Here is an 18,818-nt window from a genome sequence, read left to right as displayed (position 1 = left end):
CGGGTGTACCTGCTCATCACCCCCTCGCTAGCCGTCGTCGTCCTGCTGCTGGCGACGGCTACGCAGCGCCTGCTCGACGTCAGGTTCGGCCCGGTCCGCATGGCGCTGGCCGTCCTGCTGGGGATGACGCTCGCCCCGGTGTTCCTGGCGCCGGTCTTCCAGTCGTTCGAGAAGTTCGACCCCAGCCGCGACCCCAGCCTCGGTCCGCTGTGGATCGTGATCCTGGTGTCGATGTGCGTCGTGCTCATCCCCATGGTCATCCTGGTGCTCGGCGAGGCGCTCGTGCCGCCAGGCTCCATACCGGGGCCGATCGAGCTGATCAGGTCGCTGCGCGGGCGACTGGCCCGCGCCCGCCGCTACTCTCAGATCACCAGGATCGCCTTCCGTCACGGCCTGGGCCCCTACCTGAGAGGGAGGGGCGACGACCCCGGCGACCGGAGCGGCAGGGTACGGCTGGCCGCCTCGCTGCGCGAGGCCCTCGACGAGGGCGGCGTGACGTTCGTCAAGCTCGGGCAGGTGCTGTCCACCCGGCGCGACCTGCTGCCGCCCGAGTTCGTCGACGAGCTCGGCAAGCTGCAGGACCACGTCAAACCAGCCTCGTGGGAGGAGATCGCCCAGGTCGTCGACCTCGCCGCCTTCGCCTCCTTCGACCGCACGCCGCTGGCCGCCGCCTCGATCGCCCAGGTCCACGCGGCCCGGCTGCACAGCGGCGAGGAGGTCGTCGTCAAGGTCCAGCGGCCCGGCATCGCGCCGCTCGTCGCCCGGGACCTCGACATCGTCGCGCGGCTGGCGGCCACGCTCGAGGCCAGGACGAGGTGGGGCCGCTCGCTCGGCCTCAAGGAGCTGGCCGCGGGCTTCGCCGTGGCGCTGCGCGAGGAGCTCGACTTCCGCATCGAGGCGGGCAACATGGCCGCCGTCGCGGCCACGGCCACCGGTGCGGTCACCTATCCGACCCCCTACGAGCCGCTGTGCACCGACCGGGTGCTGGTGATGCAGCGCCTGTCGGGCAAGCCGCTGGCGACCGCCTCCCCGGCCGAAGGCCCGGCGCTGGCCCGCACGCTGCTCGAGTGCCTGCTGCGCCAGATCCTGCTCGACGGTGTCTTCCACGCCGACCCGCACCCCGGCAACATCATGCTGCTGTCCGACGGCGAGGTCGGCCTGCTCGACTTCGGCTCGGTCGGGCGCCTGGACGCCTCGCTGCGCGCCTCGCTGCAGCGCTTCCTGCTGGCGATGGACCGGCAGGACCCCCTCGGGGTCACCGACGCGCTCCTCGAGGTCGTGCCCAGGCCGGAGGACATCGACGAGGCGGCGCTCGAGCGCGCCCTCGGCCAGTTCATGGCCCGGCACCTGGGCCCCGGCATGGACAGCGTCGCCATGTTCACCGACCTGTTCAAGATCGTCTCCGCGTACGGCCTGTCGATCCCGCCGGAGGTCGCGGCCGTCTTCCGCGCGCTGGCCACGCTGGAGGGCACCCTCGTCCGGCTCTCGCCGGGCTTCAACCTCATCGGCGAGGCCAGGGCGTTCGCCGGGCGCTACCTGGCCGAGCAGATCAACCCCGCCACCGTGAAGGAGGCGGTGACGCAGGAGGTCACCGCGCTGCTGCCGATGCTGCGGCGGCTGCCCCGGCGGATCGAGCGGATCGCCAGCGCGGCCGAGCACGGCAGGTTCACGATGAACGTGCGGCCGCTGGGTGACGAGCGCGACCGCGCGTTCGTCACGCACCTGCTGCACCAGACGCTGCTGACGGTGCTCGGGGCGACGGCCGGGCTGATGGCGGTGCTGCTTCTCGGCACCGAGGGCGGGCCGGTGGTGATCGCCGGGCAGATGTCGCTGTTCCAGCTGATCGGCTACAACCTGCTGGTGGTCAGCTCGGTGCTCGTGCTGCGCGTGCTCATCCTCATCTTCCGCCGCAGACCACCCGCGTAGCGCCGCGGCACCGGTTCGCGCGGGTCGCGGCGCCGGCCCGCGCGGGGCTCGGGGGTTCCGCGGGTCCGTGGATCGTCGAGTCGTGCGGGTCCGCGGGGTTCGGCGGCGAGGGGGTCGGGGGGGCAAGGGCTCGGCGGCGCGGGGCTCGGGGGCAAGGGTTCGGGGGCCCGGGGTTCGGGGGCCTGGGGTCGGGGAGGCGGGGGGTGCGCGGGTCGGCCGGGTAGCGCCTGAGAGGGACCCGCGAAGATCACGCCGAGGGGCGACGCCCGGCGACGGCCGCGATTCCTAGCGTTCGCCGCATGGTCAGGAAATCCCTCGCAGCCGGTGCGCTGCTGCTCGGCGCCGCCGCGTTCGCCGTCCCATCCTCGCCCGGCGAACGGCTGGTCAGGGTCTACGGCGATCTCGCCACCGCCGACCGCGTCGCGGTCATCGTGCCGGGCACCGACACGACCGCCGCCACCTTCGAGAACGGCACCCACCGCCCGGGAGGAGCGGCCAGGGCGCTGCTGGCCGAGGCGCGCGCGATCGACCCCGGCACGAGGCTGGCGGTCGTCGCGTGGCTCGGCTACGACAGCCCGCGCCTGTGGAGCCTGGGCGCGATCACGCGCGGGGCGGCCGAGAGCGGCGCGGAGGAGCTGCGCGCGTGGATGCGCGGCCTGCCGAAGGTGCCGGTATCGCTGCTGTGCCACAGCTACGGCTCGGTCGTCTGCGCGCGCGCCGCGGCCCGACCACAGGCCGCCGACCTCGCTGACCTCGTCGTCGTGGGCAGCCCCGGCATGGGTGGCGCGCGTACGGCGGCCGCCGTCGGGCCGCGCGTCTGGGCCGGGCGGGGCGCCCGCGACTGGGTGGCCGACGTGCCCCATCTCACGGTGGGCCCGTTCGGGTTCGGCGCCGACCCGATGGGCCCGGCGTTCGGCGCCCGGATCTTCGCCACGGGCCCCGGCGGGCACAGCGACTACTTCGACCCCGGCACCGCCTCCCTGCGCAACCTCGCCCTCATCGCGCTCGGCCGCGGCGCGGAGGTCGGCGGTGCTTGACGTCCGCGGGATCGAGGCCGCCACGCCGGTCGGCCGCGACAGGGGCGTCGACGCCCTGCGGGCGGCGGCCATCGTGGGCGTCGTGTTGGGCCACTGGCTGGTCAGCGCGTGGGAGCGGAACCCGCACCTGGCCATCTCCTCGCCGCTGGCGTACATGCCGGAGCTCGCGCCCGTCTCCTGGGTGCTCCAGACGCTCGCCCTGTTCTTCTTCGTCGGGGGCTACGCGGCCGCCCAAGGACTGCGTGCGCCCCACCGTTCGTGGATCGTGACGCGGCTGGGCCGCCTGGCCAGGCCCGTGCTGCCGCTGCTGCTGGGGTGGGCCGCCCTGGCGGTCATGGTGACGGTGCTGAACGGCCAGCCGATCACGTCGGTCCGCGCGCTGGCCAGGTCCGCCCTCGGCCCGCTGTGGTTCCTCGCCGTGTTCGCCGGGCTGAGCGCGCTCACGCCGTGGCTGGTCAGGACGCGGGCGGTGGTGGTCGGCGTGGCGGTCGCGGTCGTGGCGCTGGTGGATCTGCTGCGGTTCGGGCTGGGCGCCCCCGCCGCGGTCGGGTGGGTGAACCTCGGGGCGGCGTGGCTGGTGCCGTACCTGCTGGGCATCCTGTGGGCCCGCGGCGAGCTGCGCCCGCGCAGGGACGGGGCCTGGCTGCTGGCGGGCGGCGGCGCGGCGGCGTTCGCGCTGGTGGCCTGGGGCGGCTACCCCGCGGCCATGATCGGGATCACCGGGCGGCCGCTCTCCAACCTCAGCCCGCCCACGCTGGCCGCGGTCTGCTTCGGCCTCGCCCAGGTGGGCCTCGCGCTGCTGCTGCACGGGCCGCTGGGCGCGCTGATGCGCCGGCCGCGGCTGTGGGCGCCGGTGGCGCTGGCCAACCTGGGGGCCATGCCGATCTTCCTGTGGCACCAGACGGCGCTGGTGGTGACCGTGCTCGCCGGCGGCCTGTACGGCAGGCCCGACACGCCCGCCTGGCTGCTCGAACGGCTGGCCTGGCTGCCCGTCGTCGCGGCGGTCCTGCTTTTTATGACATGGTGTCACCAACGGCTTGACGTGAGGCGCCGATTTTGGTGACACTATGTCATGACCTTCTCCGAGACGCTGCGCAACGCCACCTGGGGCGACCACGAGTCCGCCGAGGACGAGAGCTACCTCAAGGAACTCATGGCCGGGCGGCTCAGCGCCGAGGAGTACGGCGAGATGGTCGCCCAGCACTACTTCGCCTATCTCGCCCTCGACGGCGTCGCCGAGCGCCTGGCCGACCACCCCGTGGCGGGAGCCTTCGTCTTTCCTTCCCTGTACCGGCAGGCCGCACTCGAACGCGACCTGACCGCCATCTACGGCCCCTCCTGGCGCGAGCGCATCGCCCCCTCCAAGGCGACCAGGACACTGGTGGCACGCATCGAGCAGATCGCCGACTGGCCGGGCGGCTACATCGCCCACCACTACACGCGCTACATGGGCGACCTGTCCGGCGGCCAGTTCATCAGGATGGAACTGCAGAAGATCTACGGGTACGGCAAGGGCGGCGGCGTCGACTTCTACATCTTCGACGAGGTCGGTTCGCTGCCCCGGTTCAAGAACGAGTACCGGGCCAGGCTCGACGCCCTGACCGCCGACGAGGCCGAGCAGCAGCGCATCATCCGCGAGGTGCGCCTCGCCTACCAGCTCAACACCGAGGTCCTGACCGAGCTGCTGCGCGCCATCCGGCCCGCGGCCTAACATGGGCTCATGCCCAGGATCTCCGCCGCGACGATCGGCGAGCACCGCGCCCAGACGCAGGACAGGATCCTGCAGGCGGTCTCCCGGCTGTCGCGCGTCCAGGGCATCCAGGAGATCTCGATGACGGACGTGGCGCAGGAGGCGGGCATCACCCGCACCGTGCTCTACAACTACTACCCCGACAAGGCGGCGCTGCTGCTGGCGTTCACCGAGCGGGTGACCCACTACTTCATCGAGTCCTACACCAGGGAACTGCCCGCCTCCGCCACGCCCGCCGAGCGGCTGCGCGCCTTCATCCGGCTCCAGCTGGCCGGGCTCCTCGCACACCCTCACCCGGGAGCGGCGGGGCTCAGCGCCGCCCTCGGGCCCGACGCCTACCAGCGGCTGGCCGAGCACGTGGCGCCGATGCAGCGGATCCTGGTCGAGATCCTCGACTCCGGGGCGAGCTCCGGCGACTTCCAGATGCAGGACGTGGCGGCGACGGCCCGCATGATCCTCGCGGTGATCGGCGCCGAGCGGGAGTCGTTGATCAGCGGCCGGGTGAGCGTGGAGGCGGCCGAGGAGATCGTCTCCGGGTTCGTGCTACGCGCCCTGAACAGCACCCTCTGACCTGTCCCCAGACCCTTCTCTTCACGCGGCGTTTGTGGGCCGCGTCGGGCTCCTGCGGCGCGCCGGGCGGCACCGCCTCACCCCCCGCCGTCGCGCCCAGCGGGGCTATGTCTCGTCCTCCGCCGTCGCGCCCAAGGCCGGTGTGCTGCCCGCGGTGAGCAGGTAGCAGCCGTTGACCTGGCCCCGACCCGCCCAGCACCGGCTGGTCCGTGTCTCTGGACGCCCGCCCAGTTCTGGCTCGTCCGGGACTCTGGACGCCCGGCAGGTACCGGCTGGTCCGCGGCTTCGGTCACCCGCCCCGTACTGAGGTCCCGGGCTCTGGACGCCCGCCCGGCAGCGGCTCGTCCGTGGCTTCGGCCGCCCGATAGGCGCCCGTCGAGGGCCGGACTCCCACACCTCCGAATCTGTCGGTCCCGTCGGATAGCTTCCGATCACCGATCCGACGAGGAGGTCCACGTTGTTCCGTCAGGGAGACATCCTGATCGTGCCGGTGGCGGAGGAGTCCGTGCCCGCACGGGTCAAAACCCTCCCCCCGGCCCCGCGCGACTCCCGCGGCCGCCTGGTCCTCGCGCTGGGTGAGGCGACCGGCCACGCCCACGCCATCCCCGGCCCTGGCACCCTCCTGCTCGACGACGCCTACACCGGTGCCGACTACCTCCACCTTCCCGCCGGCACCCGCCTCGTCCACGAGGAACACGACGCGATCATGCTGCCGAAGGGCTGGTTCCGGGTGGTGCGGCAGCGCGAGTACGTCCCCGGCTCCTACCGCACGGTCGCCGACTGACCGACCGGCCGGCCGACGCCCGAGACATCCCCCTCTCCCAGGAAGCCTCCGACCCTGATGACGACCCCCGCAGCACCCGCGCCCCTGCCGGCTGAGCTGGCCGGCCACCTGACCGCAGCTGCCCGCCGCTGGCGCGACATCGCCCGCACCGCGGGCCCCGCTGATCGCACCGCCGCCGAGCTCGGGGTACGGCGCGCCTACCGCAACGCCGGTCTTCCCGAGCCCGAGGCGATCGTCTGGCTCGCCTCCCCCGCGCAGGGCGCGCTCGCCGCCGCACTCCTCGTCGGCGACGCGAACACGGTCCGCACGTTCCACGAGGTCGGCCTCACCGCCCACATCGGACCGGTCCTCACCGCCCTCACACCCCGGACGCCCGGCGATCCCACATCCGAGCCGCCCTCCACCCTCACGCCGCCACACTCGTCATCGGCGTCCCCAGGAAACGCCCCGAACCCCATCGCGGCCCCAGGCACCGTTGCCGCCCCAGGCGTCATCGCCGCCCTGGAGACCGTTGCTGCTCCGGATACTGTTGCCGCTCCGGACCCCATTGCGGCCCCGGGCATCATTGCCGCCCTGGAGACCGTTGCCGCTCCGGGCACTGTTGCAGCCCTGGACCCCATTGCGGCCCCGCTCACCGTTGCCGCTCCGGGCGCCGTTGCTGCCTCGGGCGCCGTCGCTGCTCCGAACACCACTGCGGCCCCGGGCACTGTCGCTCTTGCAACCACTGCCGCTCCGGAAGCCAATGCCGCTCCTGCAACCACTGTCGCTCCCGAAACCACTGCTGACCCGGACATCCTGGTCGCGCAGCTGAACGATCTCCGCGCCATCGCTGGTGCCTCCGTGCGCCACGCCGTACGGAACCTGCCATGGGAGCGGGCCCGCGCCGCGGCCGCCACCTCCCTGGGCACGGTGGCGTGGCCGCGCGCCTGGGCGCTCACCGGCGACCTGCTGTGGCCGGAGGTGAACACTCTCGCCGCTGACCTGCGCCGCGCGATCGGCAACCTGCCCCAGTCCGCCACCACCGGCGACACCTACAGCGCCCCTCGGGTCGACGGCCGCGACACGGATGACGACGCCGCCGCGCTCCTCCGTGAGCAGGCCGGGTCGCTCCTCCGCCAGGCCACGCTCGACGCGGTCCTCGGCCAGCACGAGGCGCCTTGGCTCGCCCTGTTCGACGGTCTCACTGCCCACGCGACGGCCGGGCCGGACGGCGGGACAGGGGCGCCGGGCAGCTCGATGGGGTCGCTCGACGGCCTGGCGCAGGTGGCGAAGGCGGCCGGGTGGTGGTGGCCGTTCGAACGGCTGGCGATCGTGTGCGAGCGTCCGGCCGACCTGCACCTTGACGACCTGGGACGGTTGCACCGCGCCGACGGTCCCGCGATGGGGTTCCCCGACGGGTTCGCGCTGCACGCGTGGCACGGCATGCCGGTGCCCGCCTCGTTCGGCGTGGCCATGGCCGGGCTCGACGCCAAGCGGATCCAGGCCGAGGAGAACGCCGAGCTGCGCCGGGTGATGCTCGAGCACTACGGCTACGAACGATATCTGGCGGAGTCAGGCGCCAAACCCACACACGAGGACGAGACCGGTGTGCTGTGGCGCATCGACCTGGCGGACGACGAGCCGGTGGTGATGGTGGAGGTGGTCAACTCCACTCCCGAACCGGACGGCACCAGCCGCACGTACTTCCTGCGCGTGCCGCCGTGGGTGACTCGGGCGCGTGAGGGCGTGGCGTGGACGTTCGGGGTGTCCGAGCAGGACTACCAGCCCGAGAAGCAGACCTGACCAGGCCTGACGCGAGCCATCCGGACCTCGCGCCCCAAGACCTGCCGGGGTACGGGGCGCGCGGTCGCACGTAGCTCACCGCCGGAGCGCGCTACGAACTGTTCCGATCGCAACCGCGACTGCCCTCTCGGCCTGAGGGGTGCTCGGGCCGGGTTCCAGAAGTGCGGGGCCCGAAGTGATGGCCAGATGGCGCGGAGACAGGAACGTGGGCCGGCTCCCCGCCTGCGGGGTGGGCGGACCCGGTCCAGGGGGTCGGGCGGTGCGTGGTTGGAGGCGGCGGTCGGAATCCAGGACGGCAGGTGATCCATGGCACGTGGTCGGAATCCAAGGGGCGGGTGGTTCATAGGACGTGGTCGGAATCCAAGGGTTAGTGGGACGTGGTCGGAATCCGGGAGGGTGGGCGGCTCGCTGACCTAGGGGTGGGGGGACACACTCCAGAAGTGCGGGGCCGTGGCTCATGGAGGTGGTCTGCGGTCCAGGAACGCAGGCGGCCTTCTCGCCGAGGGACCGGCCGCGGTCTCACCGTGGGGAAGTCCATCCGTGCCGGGGGAAGAGCTGAGGGTGGGCCGGCCTCATGAGCGGCGGTTTCCGGTTCAGCGGGGCGGACCCGTCGATACCGAAGCGCGTCCGGTGGTGACCGGATCAGTGTGGGGCCACATGGCCGGGATGCGTTCCAGGATGCCGCCGCTGAACGTGTCGTACAGCCCCAGCGGCTCCAGGTGCACGTAGCCGATGTGGCAGTCGCACACCTCCAGCGGGCATCCGCGAGGAGCGAGCGCCCGCAGGGCGGTCCCGTCGTACAGGTTGCCGAGCACGGCCGGTACGAAGTGGCAGCGGCGCACGGTGCCCTCCCCGTCCACCGACACCACGCTCTCCCCGGTACGGCAGGCCAGCCCCAGGCTCCGGTGCGGGAACCTGCTGTGGCGGAACAGCGGGTCGACGCCGGTCCACGCGGCCGCCTCGTCGTCGGTGTAGGTGTGTCCCTCGGCCGCGTTGATCCACACGTAGACGGAGGGCGGCAGTGCCTCCCGCAGGGCGCGCGCCTCGGCGAGGTGTTCGGGCAGGCCGACGACGCCGACGCTGAAGCGCACGCCGAGTGCGCTCAGTTCCGCGCATCTGGCCAGGAACCGCTGCCTGGTGACCTGCCCCGGGTGGTAGGTGGTCCAGAGGGCGAGCGTCGTGAGGTCGGCGGTGGGCAGCCAGGACGTCCGGAAGCTGAGGTTGGTCTGGATGGCGACGCGTGGCACGTGCGGGAGATGGCTGAGCTCGATGAGCGCGCGCCGGTACCAGGATCGGACGGCGCCCTCGCCCCACGGCGTAAACAGCACCGACACCTGGAAGGGCTGCTCGGCGACCCATGCGGTGAAACGTTCGAGGGCGGCCCGGTCGGCACGCAGTTGCTCGGGCGTGTCGCGGCGCTTGGCGAACGGGCAGTAGGGGCAGTCGTAGTCGCAGCTGGCCAGGGGCCCGCGGTAGAGGATCGTCAGGTGTTCAACGCTGGTCATAGCTCTCCATCAGCGCCTGGACCTCGGTGGAGAACAGCGCCGGCCCGATGGTGTCGGAGTGGGCCAGCCCGTCGGCGGTCAGCCAGGCGCGTGCCGTGTCGGTCTCGATCCAGCCGCGGGTGACGAACGGCGTGAGGTCGAAGTCGTCGAGCGCCTCGGTGCCGAACTCCTGCCGGTATCCGGCCAGGGATAGCCCGGGGACCTGGAGCAGCGACTGGATGAGGTGGCGGCGGCGGCGCTCTGCGGCGTCGAGGAGGAAGCCGACGTTGGCGTGGTCGAAGCTTCCGGCTCGGACGTACTCGTCGATGATCGCGCGGACGTGTCGGACGCCGACGGCGTACTCGAAGGAGTAGTGCAGGTGCGAGGTGTAGGAGCGCGCGCCGCAGCCGAGGCCGATCATCCCGTCGGTCTGGCAGCAGTACTCGGTCGAGGCCTCCACCGGGGTCGGCGCGGCCGGCACCGGAGGACCCGCCAGGGCCGATCCGAGAGCCTCCGCCGCCGCCGTCGCGCTCCTCGCCAGGCGGAACATGCGCATCGACACCTGTTCGTACCCGCTGGCCAGCAGGTGGTCGCGTCCGATCCGGTACAGCGTGAGCCGCTGGTCGTCCCACTCCTTGCCGAGCAGCCCGAGGCCGGTCAGCGGCCGGACGTACAGCGGATACAGGTAGATCTCTTCCGGTTTCCAGTCGAGCGCGGCGTTCAGCGAGTAGAGCCACGACCGCGGGGTCTGCCCGTCGATGCCGTAGATCAGGTCGATGTTCAGCGTCGGGATCCCGGCCGCGCGGATGGTCGCCAGCGCCCGCTCGACCTCCGTACGGCGCTGCGGCCGGACCGCCGCGCGCGCCTCGGCGTCGATGAAGCTCTGCACGCCGATCGACACCCGCGTGGTGCCGCGTTCGGCGAGGACGGCCAGCCGGTCAGGGGTGGCGGTGGCGGGCGACGTTTCGACACCGAGCGGGATGGCGGTGAAGTCGGCCCCCATGGCCCGAGCCGCCAGGTCGAACAGCCTGGTGAGTTCGGCGGCCGACAGGTAGGTGGGGGTGCCGCCGCCGATGGCGGCGGTCGCGAAACGCGCGTCCGGTACGGCCCGCCGTACGGCGTGGGCCTGCCGTTCGAGCGCGGACAGGTAGGCGGCGACGAGCTCCTCGGGCGCGCCGGTCCTGGTGAACAGGTTGCAGAAGCCGCAGCGCATCTCGCAGAACGGGATGTGCAGGTAGAGGAAGAGCGCGTCGGTGCGCTCCCGCTCCCACACCGACGCCAGCGACGGCCGCGGATCGAGCGGCCGGTAGGCGGTCTTGTGTGGGTATGCGTAAACATATCCCTGGTATGGCGAACCCTGGTGCGGCGCGCTCACGCCCACGCCCCTTTCTCCAGCACGAACTCCCCGTAGGGGACGGTCCACACCACCGGATGGCCGATGCGGTGCCCCACATGTCCGTCTTCGCCGTAGGCGGTGCCGTGGTCGGAGCACACGATCGCCAGGCACGGCCGCCGCGCCGTCATCACCGCGAACAGCCTGGCCAGCTGCCGGTCGACGTACTCCAGCGCCGCCGCGTGGCTGTCGATCGAGTCGCCTGGCCCGCCGGAGTAGAACCAGTTCGGCTGGTGCAGCGCCGACACGTTGACGAACAGGAAGACGGGCCGTTCCACCCGCTCGACCGCCGCCGCCGCGCACGCGATCTGCGCCTCGAAGGACGAGGGCGACGTCACCCCGAAGGACGGGTCCCAGTGCGACTCGGCGAACAGGGACGGCAGCGCCGAACCCAGTGGCGTGAGCTTGTTGAAGAACCCGACGCCACCGACGCACACCGTGTGATAGCCGGCCGCGGCCAGCCCGGCCGGCAGGTCGGCCGCCTCGAACCGCCACGTGCCCGGCGCGGTCGTCTCGCTGCCGGGGAAGGCGGCGGCGAACAGCCGTGGGTGCGGGCCCGGCGCGACGGGGGTCGGCAGGAACCCGGCCAGGATCGCGGCGTGCGCGGCGTAGGTGAAGCTGCCCGGCGTGTGGCGCTCCTCCCACACCCCGCCGGGCAGGACGGCGGCGAGCGTCGGCAGCCGTCCCGCGGCCAGCAGGTCGGCCGCCACGTCGTAACGCAGCGTGTCGAGCGTCACCAGCAGCAGGTCGTGGCTGCCGATGACGGCGTTCATGTCACGCACGCGCGCCCGCCTCGACCTCGTCGTCACGCCCGGCGGCCACGTAGGGGAGCGTCCGCGTCTCGTAGGGGAGCGTCCGCGTCTCGTTGGGGAGGGTCCGCGTCTCGTTGGCGAGCGTCCGAGTCTCGTTGAGGAGCGTCCGAGTCTCGCCGGAGAGCGTCCGCGCCTCGTAGGCGCGCACCTGCGTCTCGTAGGTGTCGAGCCCCTCGGCGCCGCTGCCCGGCAGCCCGGTCAGGCCGGGCAGAAGGTCGCCGAACGCGTTGACCTCCGCCACCGCGAAGCGCCGCAGGCTCGCGCCCACCATCAGGTCGACGCCGACCGCCGGGCTGCGCGGGAAGCAGGCCGCCGCCCGCGCGCAGATCTCCAGCGCCCTGGCCCACCCTGCGGGGCCGAGCGCCGCCATGACCGTCTCCAGCGAGCCGCGCGCGCCGCCCAGGTGCAGGTTCGTCATCGGCGCCCGGCTGGTGCGGACGACCGCGTGAGTGGGCCGTCCGGCCACCACGACCACCCGCAGGTCGAACACCCGGCCGCCGACGGCCGCCTTGGGGAACCACTCCTCGACGTGCAGCCCGTCGGGCGCCAGCGCGTCGACGATCGCGGCGACGGTGGTCTCGTCGTGGTAGTCGCGCACCCGCAGCGAGTTGTGCAGCTCGCCCCCGGCCGGCTCGACCGACGTCGTCGCCTTCACCAGCGAGCCGTTCGTCTGGAAGGCGACGACGCCCGAGGCCGACGAGCCGTGCGCGGGTTTGACGAACACCCTGGCCATCCCGCGGTCGGCCATGAGCCGCCGCAGGTCGGCGTAGCCGCCGACGGGCGCGGGGCCGAGCGCCGCCGGGACCGGCACCCCCGCGGCGGCGAGCCGCGCGTGCGTGCGCCGTTTGTCGAACATCTCCGCGATCTCGCCCACGTCGCCCAGCACCCGCGCCCCCGCGGCCGACGCCGCGTCCGCCACCCTGGCGAGCCCGGCTACGAGGCGGGAGTGCCACAGCGCGCCGCCGCCCACCCGGGTCGGCGCGCCGGGGCCGCGCAGCAGCGCGTCGGCGGCGGTGTCCTCGCCCGGCGAGTCGATCCGCACCCGGGCACCCGGCGGGATGGCGATCTGACCCGCCAGCACGTCAGGCCAGGCGACCACCTGGGGCGGGCGCAGGCCGTACCGGGTGAGGGCGGCGGCGAACATCGTCACCCGCCGGTCCCCGGGGGTGCCGACGACGACGTAGGTCATTCCGGCACCGCGACGTGGCGGGTGCCGGGTGACCAGTCGTAGCTGCGGCCGGTGGTGCCGGCCACCGGCTCGACGCCGGGCAGCGCGGCCCGCAGCCGCGCGACGTGCGCGAAGACCGTCATTCGGACACCGCCACGTAGCGCCACTCGTCGTCCTCGTCCTGCCGGTCGGACAGGTCGACCTCGACCCCGGCCAGCGCGGCGCGTACCCGCTGCTGCATGGCGTCGCTCAGATAGTGGTGGCTCAGGTCGAGCGAGCGCAGGTGGGTCAGCGGCTGGCCGGACAGCAGCGCCTCCGCGCCGGTGTCGCTCAGCGTGCCCATCGACAGGTCGAGCGACTCCAGCCTGGCCACGATCGGTGCCGCCGCCACCGCGGCGGCGACCTCGTCCTGCAGCTCGCTGTCCTGCAACCCGAGGTGGCACAGCGCGGGCAGCCGCTCGCCGCGCAGGATCCGCGCCCAGTCGGCGGGGCGCGAGTCGCCGGAATAGTTCTCCTCGCCCAGCCACAGCTCCAGATGGCGCAGCGCGGGCAGCGAGCTGTCGCCGACCGCGCGCACCACACCGGCGGGCAGCCCGCCCGACTCGAAGCGGAGCGTCTCCAGCGACTCGTGGACCACGGGGGCGAGCTTCAGCCCGGTGCCGCCGCGCACGTCGAGCCGCCGCAGCCGGGGGAAGGCGGTCAGCAGAGGGGTGACGTCGCCGTGCTCGATCCAGGAGATCTCGCACTCCTCGGACACGATGTCGCCGACGAAGACGGCCTCGAGCGCGGTCAGGCGGTCGGCGGCGGCGGTGATTGCCGCGATGGGGATGTCGGAGCGCTGCCCCTCCCACCCCGCGCCCCACCAGCCCACGACGAGCGCCCTGATCGAGCCCGGGTCGACGGTCGCCAGCAGCCGCTCGAAGCTGTCGGCGAAGGCGGGCTTCTCCTCGTCGAACGGCGCGGCGGCCACCCGCCAGGCCACGTTCCCCGGGTCCTCGCCGGACGGCACGGCGCCGCGCAAGGCCGCGTCCCCGGGCGCGTCCTCGGCGACGTCCCGAGGATCGTCGCCCAGCTCGCGGACGGCGAGCCCATAAAAGGACTCCAGGTGCTGATAGATGCTCAACGGGTCTCCTTGAAGGGGGGAGTCCAGTCCTACCAGAGCCCTACGACAAGATTGCTGTCATGGACGTCCAGCTCAAATCCGCACGGGGGAGGTGGATCCTGGCGGCGACCGTGCTCGGTTCCGGCCTGGCCCTCCTCGACAGCACGATCGTCAACGTCGCCCTACCGGCGCTGCGCGCCGAGCTGAACGCCGACATGGCCGGCCTCCAGTGGACGGTCAACGCCTACACCCTCACCCTGGCGGCCCTGATCCTGCTCGGCGGCTCGCTCGGTGACCGCTACGGCCGCCGCAAGATCTTCCTCATCGGCACCGTCTGGTTCGCGCTGGCCTCCGCGTTGTGCGGGCTCGCGCCCAACATCGAACTGCTGGTCCTGGCCCGCGCCCTGCAAGGCATCGGCGGCGCGCTGCTCACGCCGGGCTCGCTGGCCATCATCCAGTCGAACTTCGCCCCGGGCGACCGGCCGCGGGCGGTGGGCGCGTGGTCGGGCATGACCGGCGTGGCGGCCGCGATCGGCCCGCTGGTGGGCGGCTGGCTGGTGGAGCACGCGGGCTGGCGCTGGGCGTTCCTGGTCAACCTGCCGTTCGCCGTGCTGGTGGTCGTCATGACGATCAAGCACGTGCCGGAGACGAAGGACGAGCAGGCCGCCGGCAGGTTCGACGTCCTCGGCTCGGTCCTGGCCGCGCTGGCCCTGGCCGGCATCACCTACGGGCTGACCGAGGAAGGCCAGGTGCTGCCGCTGATCGGCGGCCTGGTGGCCGGGATCGCCTTCGTGGTGCTGGAGATCCGCCGCTCGCCCGACGCGCTGGTGCCGGTGGGCCTGTTCAGGAACGCCGTCTTCAGCGCGGTGAACGTGGTCACGCTGATCATGTACGCCGCGATGGGCGTGGTCTTCTTCCTGCTCACCCTGCAGCTGATGACGGTCGCGGGCTTCGACGCCGTCGCCGCCGGTTCGGCGCTGCTGCCGGTGACGATCCTCATGCTGCTGCTGTCGGCGCGTGCCGGCGAGACGGCCAAGAGGTACGGCCCGCGGCTGCCGATGACGGTGGGCATCCTCGTGGCGGGTGCCGGGTTCCTGCTGATGAGCACGATCGACAAGGGCTCCAGCTACTGGCTGCACGTCCTGCCGGCCGTCTCGGTCTTCGGCCTCGGCCTGTCGGCGGCGGTGGCGCCGCTGACCGCGACCGTGCTGGCCACGGCCGACGACCGCTACGCCGGTACGGCGAGCGGCATCAACAACGCCGTCGCCAGGACCGGCAGCCTGCTGGCGGTGGCGGCGATCCCGCCGCTCGTCGGCCTGACGGGCGACGCGGTCAGTGATCCCCGGATGTACGCCGCGGGATTCACCAGGGCGATGCTGATCAGCGCCGGCATGATGGCCGTCGCCGCGCTGATCACCTTCGTCACTATCAGGACGAACGTGCTGGCGCCGGACAACCGCCAGCGCTCTCAGAACGTGAAGGACTGACTGCGCACGCTGTTGTCGAAGTTGGACACCAGCAGCTCCGGCTCGCCCACCGACCTGACGCCGGGCAACCTGGTCAGCAGCTCGCGGAACATCGTCCGCATCTCCTGCCTGGCCAGGTTGGCCCCGAGGCAGAAGTGCGGCCCCGGGCCGCCGAAACCGACGTGCGGCTTGGTGTCGCGGGTGATGTCGAAGGCGTCAGGGTCGGGGAAGACGTCCTCGTCGCGGTTGGCCGAGCCGTAGAACAGGACCACCCGGTCGCCCTTCCTGAGCCGCAGGCCGCGCAAGGAGTAGTCGTCGGTGACGGTCCTGCGGAACTGGATGATCGGCGAGACGTGCCTGACCATCTCCTCGATCGCCCCGTTGATGTGCCCGTCGAAGTCGCTCATCAGCAGCTCGCGCTGGTCGGGGTGGTCGGTCAGCAGCTTGATGCCGTGGGCCATCGTGTTGCGCGCCGTCTCGTTGCCGGCCACCAGCAGCAGCGCGAAGAACGAGCCGAGCTCCTTGTCGGTGAGCTTCTCGCCGTCGGGGTTGGCCGTGACCAGGGCCGAGACCAGGTCGGTGCCGGGGTCGGCGACGCGCTGGTGGCCGAGCTGGATGACCATGCGCTGCAGGGCCAGCAGCGCGACCACGTTCTTGCCGGCCAGGCGGGCGCTCTGCAGCACGCTCGGCCGCACGCCGCTGTAGGCGGTCGAGGCGTCGACGTGCTCGTGGACCTTCGCCCGGTACTCCTCGGGAATGCCCATCATGTCGCAGATGACGTGGATGGGCAGGCGGGCGGCGACCTGCGAGACGAAGTCGCGGGGCCCGGAGGCGATCACGTCGTCGACGATCCGCCGGCACGCCTTCTCGATGTCGGCCTGCAGGTTCTGCAGCATCTTGGGACTGAAGGCGCGCGAGACGATGCGCCGGAGCCTGGCGTGCCGGGGGTCGTCCATGTTGACCATCGACTCGCCGAACACGTGCTTGACCCAGCCGGGCGGCTCGGGATTGGTGACCGCGGGCTCGCTGGAGAAGATCTTCGCGTTACGGCTGGCCTCGACGACGTCGGCATGCCTGACCAGGGCGTAGAACCCGGTGCCCGACCGTAGCAGCGGGACCTTCTTCTCCGGGAAGAAGACCGGATGCTCCAGCTGCCGGAGCCTGGCGAACGCCTCCTGCCGTTCCTTGAGTGGCTTGCGCCAGAAATCCAGGTCCGCGAGGTCGATGTCCACCCGTCTATCCTGGCACGTTCCCGAGGTGTTAAGGCCGGGTTCGGCGGGCCTGGGGACCATCCGGGCATGAACGTCTCGCGCACCGCCCTGCTCGCCGCCGCCTGCCTCAGCGCTCCCTTCCTTCCCGCGAGCACCGCCACCGCGACGATCGCCACCGCGACGATCGCCACCGCGACGATCGCCCCGGCGACGATCGCCACCGCGACCGCCCCTGCGGTGATCCCCGCGGCTGTCGCCGCGACCGCCCCCGCGCCTGCCGCCGCCCCCGCGGGCTCCTGCGGCGGGCGCCCGTCGGACTTCGACGGCGACGGCCTGCCCGACCTCGCCGTCGCGGCGCCGTACGAGAGCGTGGCGGGCCACGCCCGCGCGGGCTCGGTCACGATCATGTACGGCTCCGGGCAGCAGGCCAGGCTCTCCCAGGCCACCCCCGGCGTGCCGGGCGACCCGGAGAACGGCGACTCCTTCGGATCGGCGCTCGCCGTCGGCGACTTCGACGGCGACGGCTGCGCCGATCTCGCGGTCGGCGTGTCGGAGGAGTTCTTCGGCACGCCGGTCCCCGGCTCCGACGGCCACGGCGCCGTCCAGCTCTTCCACGGCTCGCCGCGCGGGCTGGTCCCGGGCAGGCAGCTGTCGTCCTCGCGGCCCGGCTCCGACCGGTACGGCGCGGCGCTGGCGGCCGGCGACCTCGACGGCGACCGGGCCGACGAGCTGGTCATCGGCGCGCCCGCGATGGGCGCCGGCGGCACGGTCGTCGTCCACGGCTTCAAAGGCCGCGCGCGGTACCGGATCACGCAGCGCGGCCTGCGCCAGACGGGCCTGGTCACCGACCAGTTCGGCGCCGCGCTGACCACCGGCGACTTCGACGGCGACGGCAAGGACGAGATCGCGATCGGCGCCCCCGCCGACACGGTCCGCCTCGACGGCCAGGGCTCGGTGACGGTCGTCGACCCGCGCGACCGCCGTGCCGTGCAGTACACCCAGTCCTCACCCGGCGTGAAGGGCGCCGCGGAGAAGTGGGACGCCTTCGGCGCCGCGCTGGCCGCCGCCGACTTCGACGCCGACGGACGCGACGACCTGGCGATCGGCGTGCCGGGCGAGGGCCTGAGCGCCAACCAGCGGGCCATGGACTACGGCGACGGCATGGTTCACGTCCGCTACGGCACCGGCCGCTGGGAGGCCTGGACGCAGCGCCTGCTGAAGGGGACGCCGCGGTACTACGACAGGTTCGGCGCGGCACTGGCGGCGGGCGACTTCAACGGCGACGGCGACGCCGAGCTGGCGGTCGGCGTACCGGGGGAGAACTCCGTGCAGGTCCTGGTCGGCGCCAGGAAGGGCGGCCTGGCCAGGCACGGCGACGTGCTGATCAAGGGCAGGGGCCGCGACTTCGGCGCCTCCCTGTCCACGCTCGCCGTCGGCGGGCGCTACCGCACGCTGTCGGCGGCCACCGGCGGCGTCAGGGGTCTCACCGTCAAGGGACGCAGCGTCAAGGGACACAGCGTCAAGGGACACAGCATCAAGGGGCGCAGCGTCAAGGGACGCGGCGTCACGAGCGGCGGCGTCGACGGGCTGGTGGTGGCGGCGCCCGGCACGGGCGTGGTGACCTACGTGCCGGGCTCCCGCCGTCCCGGGCACTACCACGGGCTGCGGCCGAGCCGGGCGCGCACGCTGGCCAGCGGCGACGGCCTGTTCGGCTACGCCTTCGGCTGACCGGGGCTCATCCCACCTGTCGTGGCAGGGCCGCCAGGTCGCCGGGCCCCCTGAAGTGGACGCCGGTGATGCCGAGCCGCGCGGCGGCCTCGACGTTCTCCAGCCGGTCGTCGACGAACGTCACCTCGTGCGGGCGGGCGCCCAGCCCGTCGAGCACGGCGAGATAGATCTCCGGGTCGGGCTTGACCAGGCCCATCCTGGCGCTGTAGAAGCGCGGCCCGATGCCGGCCAGCCAGGGCAGGCCGTCGATCCCCTCGGCGACGCATTCGGGGGCGTTGGACAGCAGCGCGACGCGCGGCAGCCGTTCCATGACGGCCACGGTGCCGGGGTTGGGGTACGACCAGCTGGCGACGTCCAGCCCGACGAGGGTGGCCAGCTCCTCGTCGCCGACGTCGCGGCCGAGCGCGAGGGACCAGAAGGCGCGCGGGGTCAGCGTGCCCCGGTCGAAGTCCAGGCGGTGCGCCCAGTAGCCACGCTCGAAGGACTCCAGGTCGGCGCCCGCGGCGCTCGCCATGGCGGCGACGTCCGCCTGCGGCTGGGGGAGGGACAGGACGTTTCCGTAGTCGAAGAGCACCCACGTCATGACGAAGACGCTAACCCACCGA

Annotated in this window: 17 protein-coding genes; 9 read left to right on the top strand and 8 right to left on the bottom strand. The window is 72.8% G+C overall.

Features of this window, described 5'->3' with window-relative positions:
- Positions 1 to 3: 3 nt before the first annotated feature.
- The 7 genes from ACWENQ_RS26915 to ACWENQ_RS26885 all read left to right on the top strand — a co-directional run bounded on the left by ACWENQ_RS26915 (position 4) and on the right by ACWENQ_RS26885 (position 7,849).
- Positions 4 to 1,926: an ABC1 kinase family protein gene (locus ACWENQ_RS26915; RefSeq protein WP_449925898.1), complete on the top strand. Its 1,923-nt coding sequence runs from the start codon at positions 4 to 6 to the stop codon at positions 1,924 to 1,926.
- 299 nt (positions 1,927 to 2,225) lie between these two features.
- Complete coding sequence (locus tag ACWENQ_RS26910; protein WP_449925901.1) at positions 2,226 to 2,963, top strand: alpha/beta hydrolase; 738 nt, start codon at positions 2,226 to 2,228, stop codon at positions 2,961 to 2,963.
- Entirely contained in the window at positions 2,956 to 4,026 is a 1,071-nt protein-coding gene (locus tag ACWENQ_RS26905; RefSeq protein WP_452416745.1) for an acyltransferase family protein, read from the top strand. The genes ACWENQ_RS26910 and ACWENQ_RS26905 overlap by 8 nt, the downstream gene beginning before the upstream one ends.
- Positions 4,027 to 4,035: 9 nt before the next feature.
- Complete coding sequence (locus tag ACWENQ_RS26900) at positions 4,036 to 4,674, top strand: biliverdin-producing heme oxygenase (RefSeq protein ID WP_452416744.1); 639 nt, start codon at positions 4,036 to 4,038, stop codon at positions 4,672 to 4,674.
- A 9-nt stretch (positions 4,675 to 4,683) separates the two neighbouring features.
- Positions 4,684 to 5,283, top strand: coding sequence for a TetR/AcrR family transcriptional regulator (locus ACWENQ_RS26895; protein WP_354920872.1), 600 nt, complete (start codon positions 4,684 to 4,686; stop codon positions 5,281 to 5,283).
- A 457-nt stretch (positions 5,284 to 5,740) separates the two neighbouring features.
- A complete protein-coding gene (locus ACWENQ_RS26890; RefSeq protein WP_449925909.1) occupies positions 5,741 to 6,067 on the top strand; it encodes a hypothetical protein in 327 nt (108 codons plus the stop codon).
- 840 nt (positions 6,068 to 6,907) lie between these two features.
- Positions 6,908 to 7,849 (top strand): DUF6745 domain-containing protein, encoded by a 942-nt coding sequence (locus ACWENQ_RS26885; protein ID WP_452416743.1) that lies wholly within the window; start codon positions 6,908 to 6,910, stop codon positions 7,847 to 7,849.
- 593 nt (positions 7,850 to 8,442) lie between these two features.
- Here ACWENQ_RS26885 and ACWENQ_RS26880 read toward each other — a convergent pair.
- Genes ACWENQ_RS26880 through ACWENQ_RS26855 form a run of 6 tightly spaced genes read right to left on the bottom strand, consistent with a single transcriptional unit; the run spans position 8,443 to position 13,829 of the window.
- Positions 8,443 to 9,354 carry an STM4011 family radical SAM protein gene (locus ACWENQ_RS26880; RefSeq protein ID WP_452416741.1) on the bottom strand — a complete coding sequence of 304 codons (912 nt, stop codon included), beginning with the start codon at positions 9,352 to 9,354 and terminating at the stop codon, positions 8,443 to 8,445.
- Positions 9,341 to 10,708, bottom strand: coding sequence for an STM4012 family radical SAM protein (locus ACWENQ_RS26875; RefSeq protein ID WP_452416740.1), 1,368 nt, complete (start codon positions 10,706 to 10,708; stop codon positions 9,341 to 9,343). The genes ACWENQ_RS26880 and ACWENQ_RS26875 overlap by 14 nt, the downstream gene beginning before the upstream one ends.
- Positions 10,705 to 11,499, bottom strand: coding sequence for an STM4013/SEN3800 family hydrolase (locus ACWENQ_RS26870; RefSeq protein WP_449926435.1), 795 nt, complete (start codon positions 11,497 to 11,499; stop codon positions 10,705 to 10,707). The genes ACWENQ_RS26875 and ACWENQ_RS26870 overlap by 4 nt, the downstream gene beginning before the upstream one ends.
- 1 nt (position 11,500) lies before the next feature.
- Positions 11,501 to 12,727, bottom strand: a complete 1,227-nt coding sequence (locus ACWENQ_RS26865; protein WP_452416738.1) for an STM4014 family protein — start codon at positions 12,725 to 12,727, stop codon at positions 11,501 to 11,503.
- Positions 12,724 to 12,849, bottom strand: coding sequence for a hypothetical protein (locus ACWENQ_RS26860; protein ID WP_354920854.1), 126 nt, complete (start codon positions 12,847 to 12,849; stop codon positions 12,724 to 12,726). The genes ACWENQ_RS26865 and ACWENQ_RS26860 overlap by 4 nt, the downstream gene beginning before the upstream one ends.
- Positions 12,846 to 13,829 carry an STM4015 family protein gene (locus tag ACWENQ_RS26855; RefSeq protein WP_452416737.1) on the bottom strand — a complete coding sequence of 328 codons (984 nt, stop codon included), beginning with the start codon at positions 13,827 to 13,829 and terminating at the stop codon, positions 12,846 to 12,848. Before ACWENQ_RS26855 ends, ACWENQ_RS26860 begins: the two co-directional genes overlap by 4 nt.
- A gap of 59 nt (positions 13,830 to 13,888) precedes the next feature.
- On the opposite strand from ACWENQ_RS26855, the gene ACWENQ_RS26850 reads away from it, so the two are divergent.
- On the top strand, positions 13,889 to 15,295 hold the full coding sequence (locus ACWENQ_RS26850) for an MFS transporter (RefSeq protein WP_452416736.1): 1,407 nt from the start codon (positions 13,889 to 13,891) through the stop codon (positions 15,293 to 15,295).
- Here the strand turns inward: ACWENQ_RS26850 and ACWENQ_RS26845 are convergent.
- Positions 15,277 to 16,506: a cytochrome P450 gene (locus ACWENQ_RS26845; protein ID WP_449925926.1), complete on the bottom strand. Its 1,230-nt coding sequence runs from the start codon at positions 16,504 to 16,506 to the stop codon at positions 15,277 to 15,279. The two genes, ACWENQ_RS26850 and ACWENQ_RS26845, sit on opposite strands and share 19 nt — an antisense overlap.
- Positions 16,507 to 16,572: 66 nt before the next feature.
- Between ACWENQ_RS26845 and ACWENQ_RS26840 the strand changes: the two genes are divergently transcribed.
- On the top strand, positions 16,573 to 18,213 hold the full coding sequence (locus tag ACWENQ_RS26840) for an FG-GAP and VCBS repeat-containing protein (protein ID WP_452416735.1): 1,641 nt from the start codon (positions 16,573 to 16,575) through the stop codon (positions 18,211 to 18,213).
- Between the two features lie 7 nt (positions 18,214 to 18,220).
- Here the strand turns inward: ACWENQ_RS26840 and ACWENQ_RS26835 are convergent, their stop codons facing one another.
- On the bottom strand, positions 18,221 to 18,796 hold the full coding sequence (locus ACWENQ_RS26835; protein ID WP_449925932.1) for an HAD family hydrolase: 576 nt from the start codon (positions 18,794 to 18,796) through the stop codon (positions 18,221 to 18,223).
- Positions 18,797 to 18,818: the final 22 nt, after the last annotated feature.

This window comes from Nonomuraea sp. NPDC004354 (assembly GCF_053602555.1).
Note: the sequence above shows the minus strand (reverse complement) of the source record. Positions and strands in the feature narration are given on the sequence as shown.

What these genes read in the sequence shown, in the direction of transcription:
- ACWENQ_RS26910 (WP_449925901.1), top strand. Translation starts at nt 2,226, where the DNA reads ATGGTCAGGAAATCCCTCGCAGCCGGTGCGCTGCTGCTCGGCGCCGCC.
- ACWENQ_RS26860 (WP_354920854.1), bottom strand. Translation starts at nt 12,849, where the DNA reads ATGACGGTCTTCGCGCACGTCGCGCGGCTGCGGGCCGCGCTGCCCGGC.
- ACWENQ_RS26835 (WP_449925932.1), bottom strand. Translation starts at nt 18,796, where the DNA reads ATGACGTGGGTGCTCTTCGACTACGGAAACGTCCTGTCCCTCCCCCAG.
- ACWENQ_RS26900 (WP_452416744.1), top strand. Translation starts at nt 4,036, where the DNA reads ATGACCTTCTCCGAGACGCTGCGCAACGCCACCTGGGGCGACCACGAG.
- ACWENQ_RS26850 (WP_452416736.1), top strand. Translation starts at nt 13,889, where the DNA reads ATGGACGTCCAGCTCAAATCCGCACGGGGGAGGTGGATCCTGGCGGCG.
- ACWENQ_RS26840 (WP_452416735.1), top strand. Translation starts at nt 16,573, where the DNA reads ATGAACGTCTCGCGCACCGCCCTGCTCGCCGCCGCCTGCCTCAGCGCT.
- ACWENQ_RS26865 (WP_452416738.1), bottom strand. Translation starts at nt 12,727, where the DNA reads ATGACCTACGTCGTCGTCGGCACCCCCGGGGACCGGCGGGTGACGATG.
- ACWENQ_RS26880 (WP_452416741.1), bottom strand. Translation starts at nt 9,354, where the DNA reads ATGACCAGCGTTGAACACCTGACGATCCTCTACCGCGGGCCCCTGGCC.
- ACWENQ_RS26895 (WP_354920872.1), top strand. Translation starts at nt 4,684, where the DNA reads ATGCCCAGGATCTCCGCCGCGACGATCGGCGAGCACCGCGCCCAGACG.
- ACWENQ_RS26870 (WP_449926435.1), bottom strand. Translation starts at nt 11,499, where the DNA reads ATGAACGCCGTCATCGGCAGCCACGACCTGCTGCTGGTGACGCTCGAC.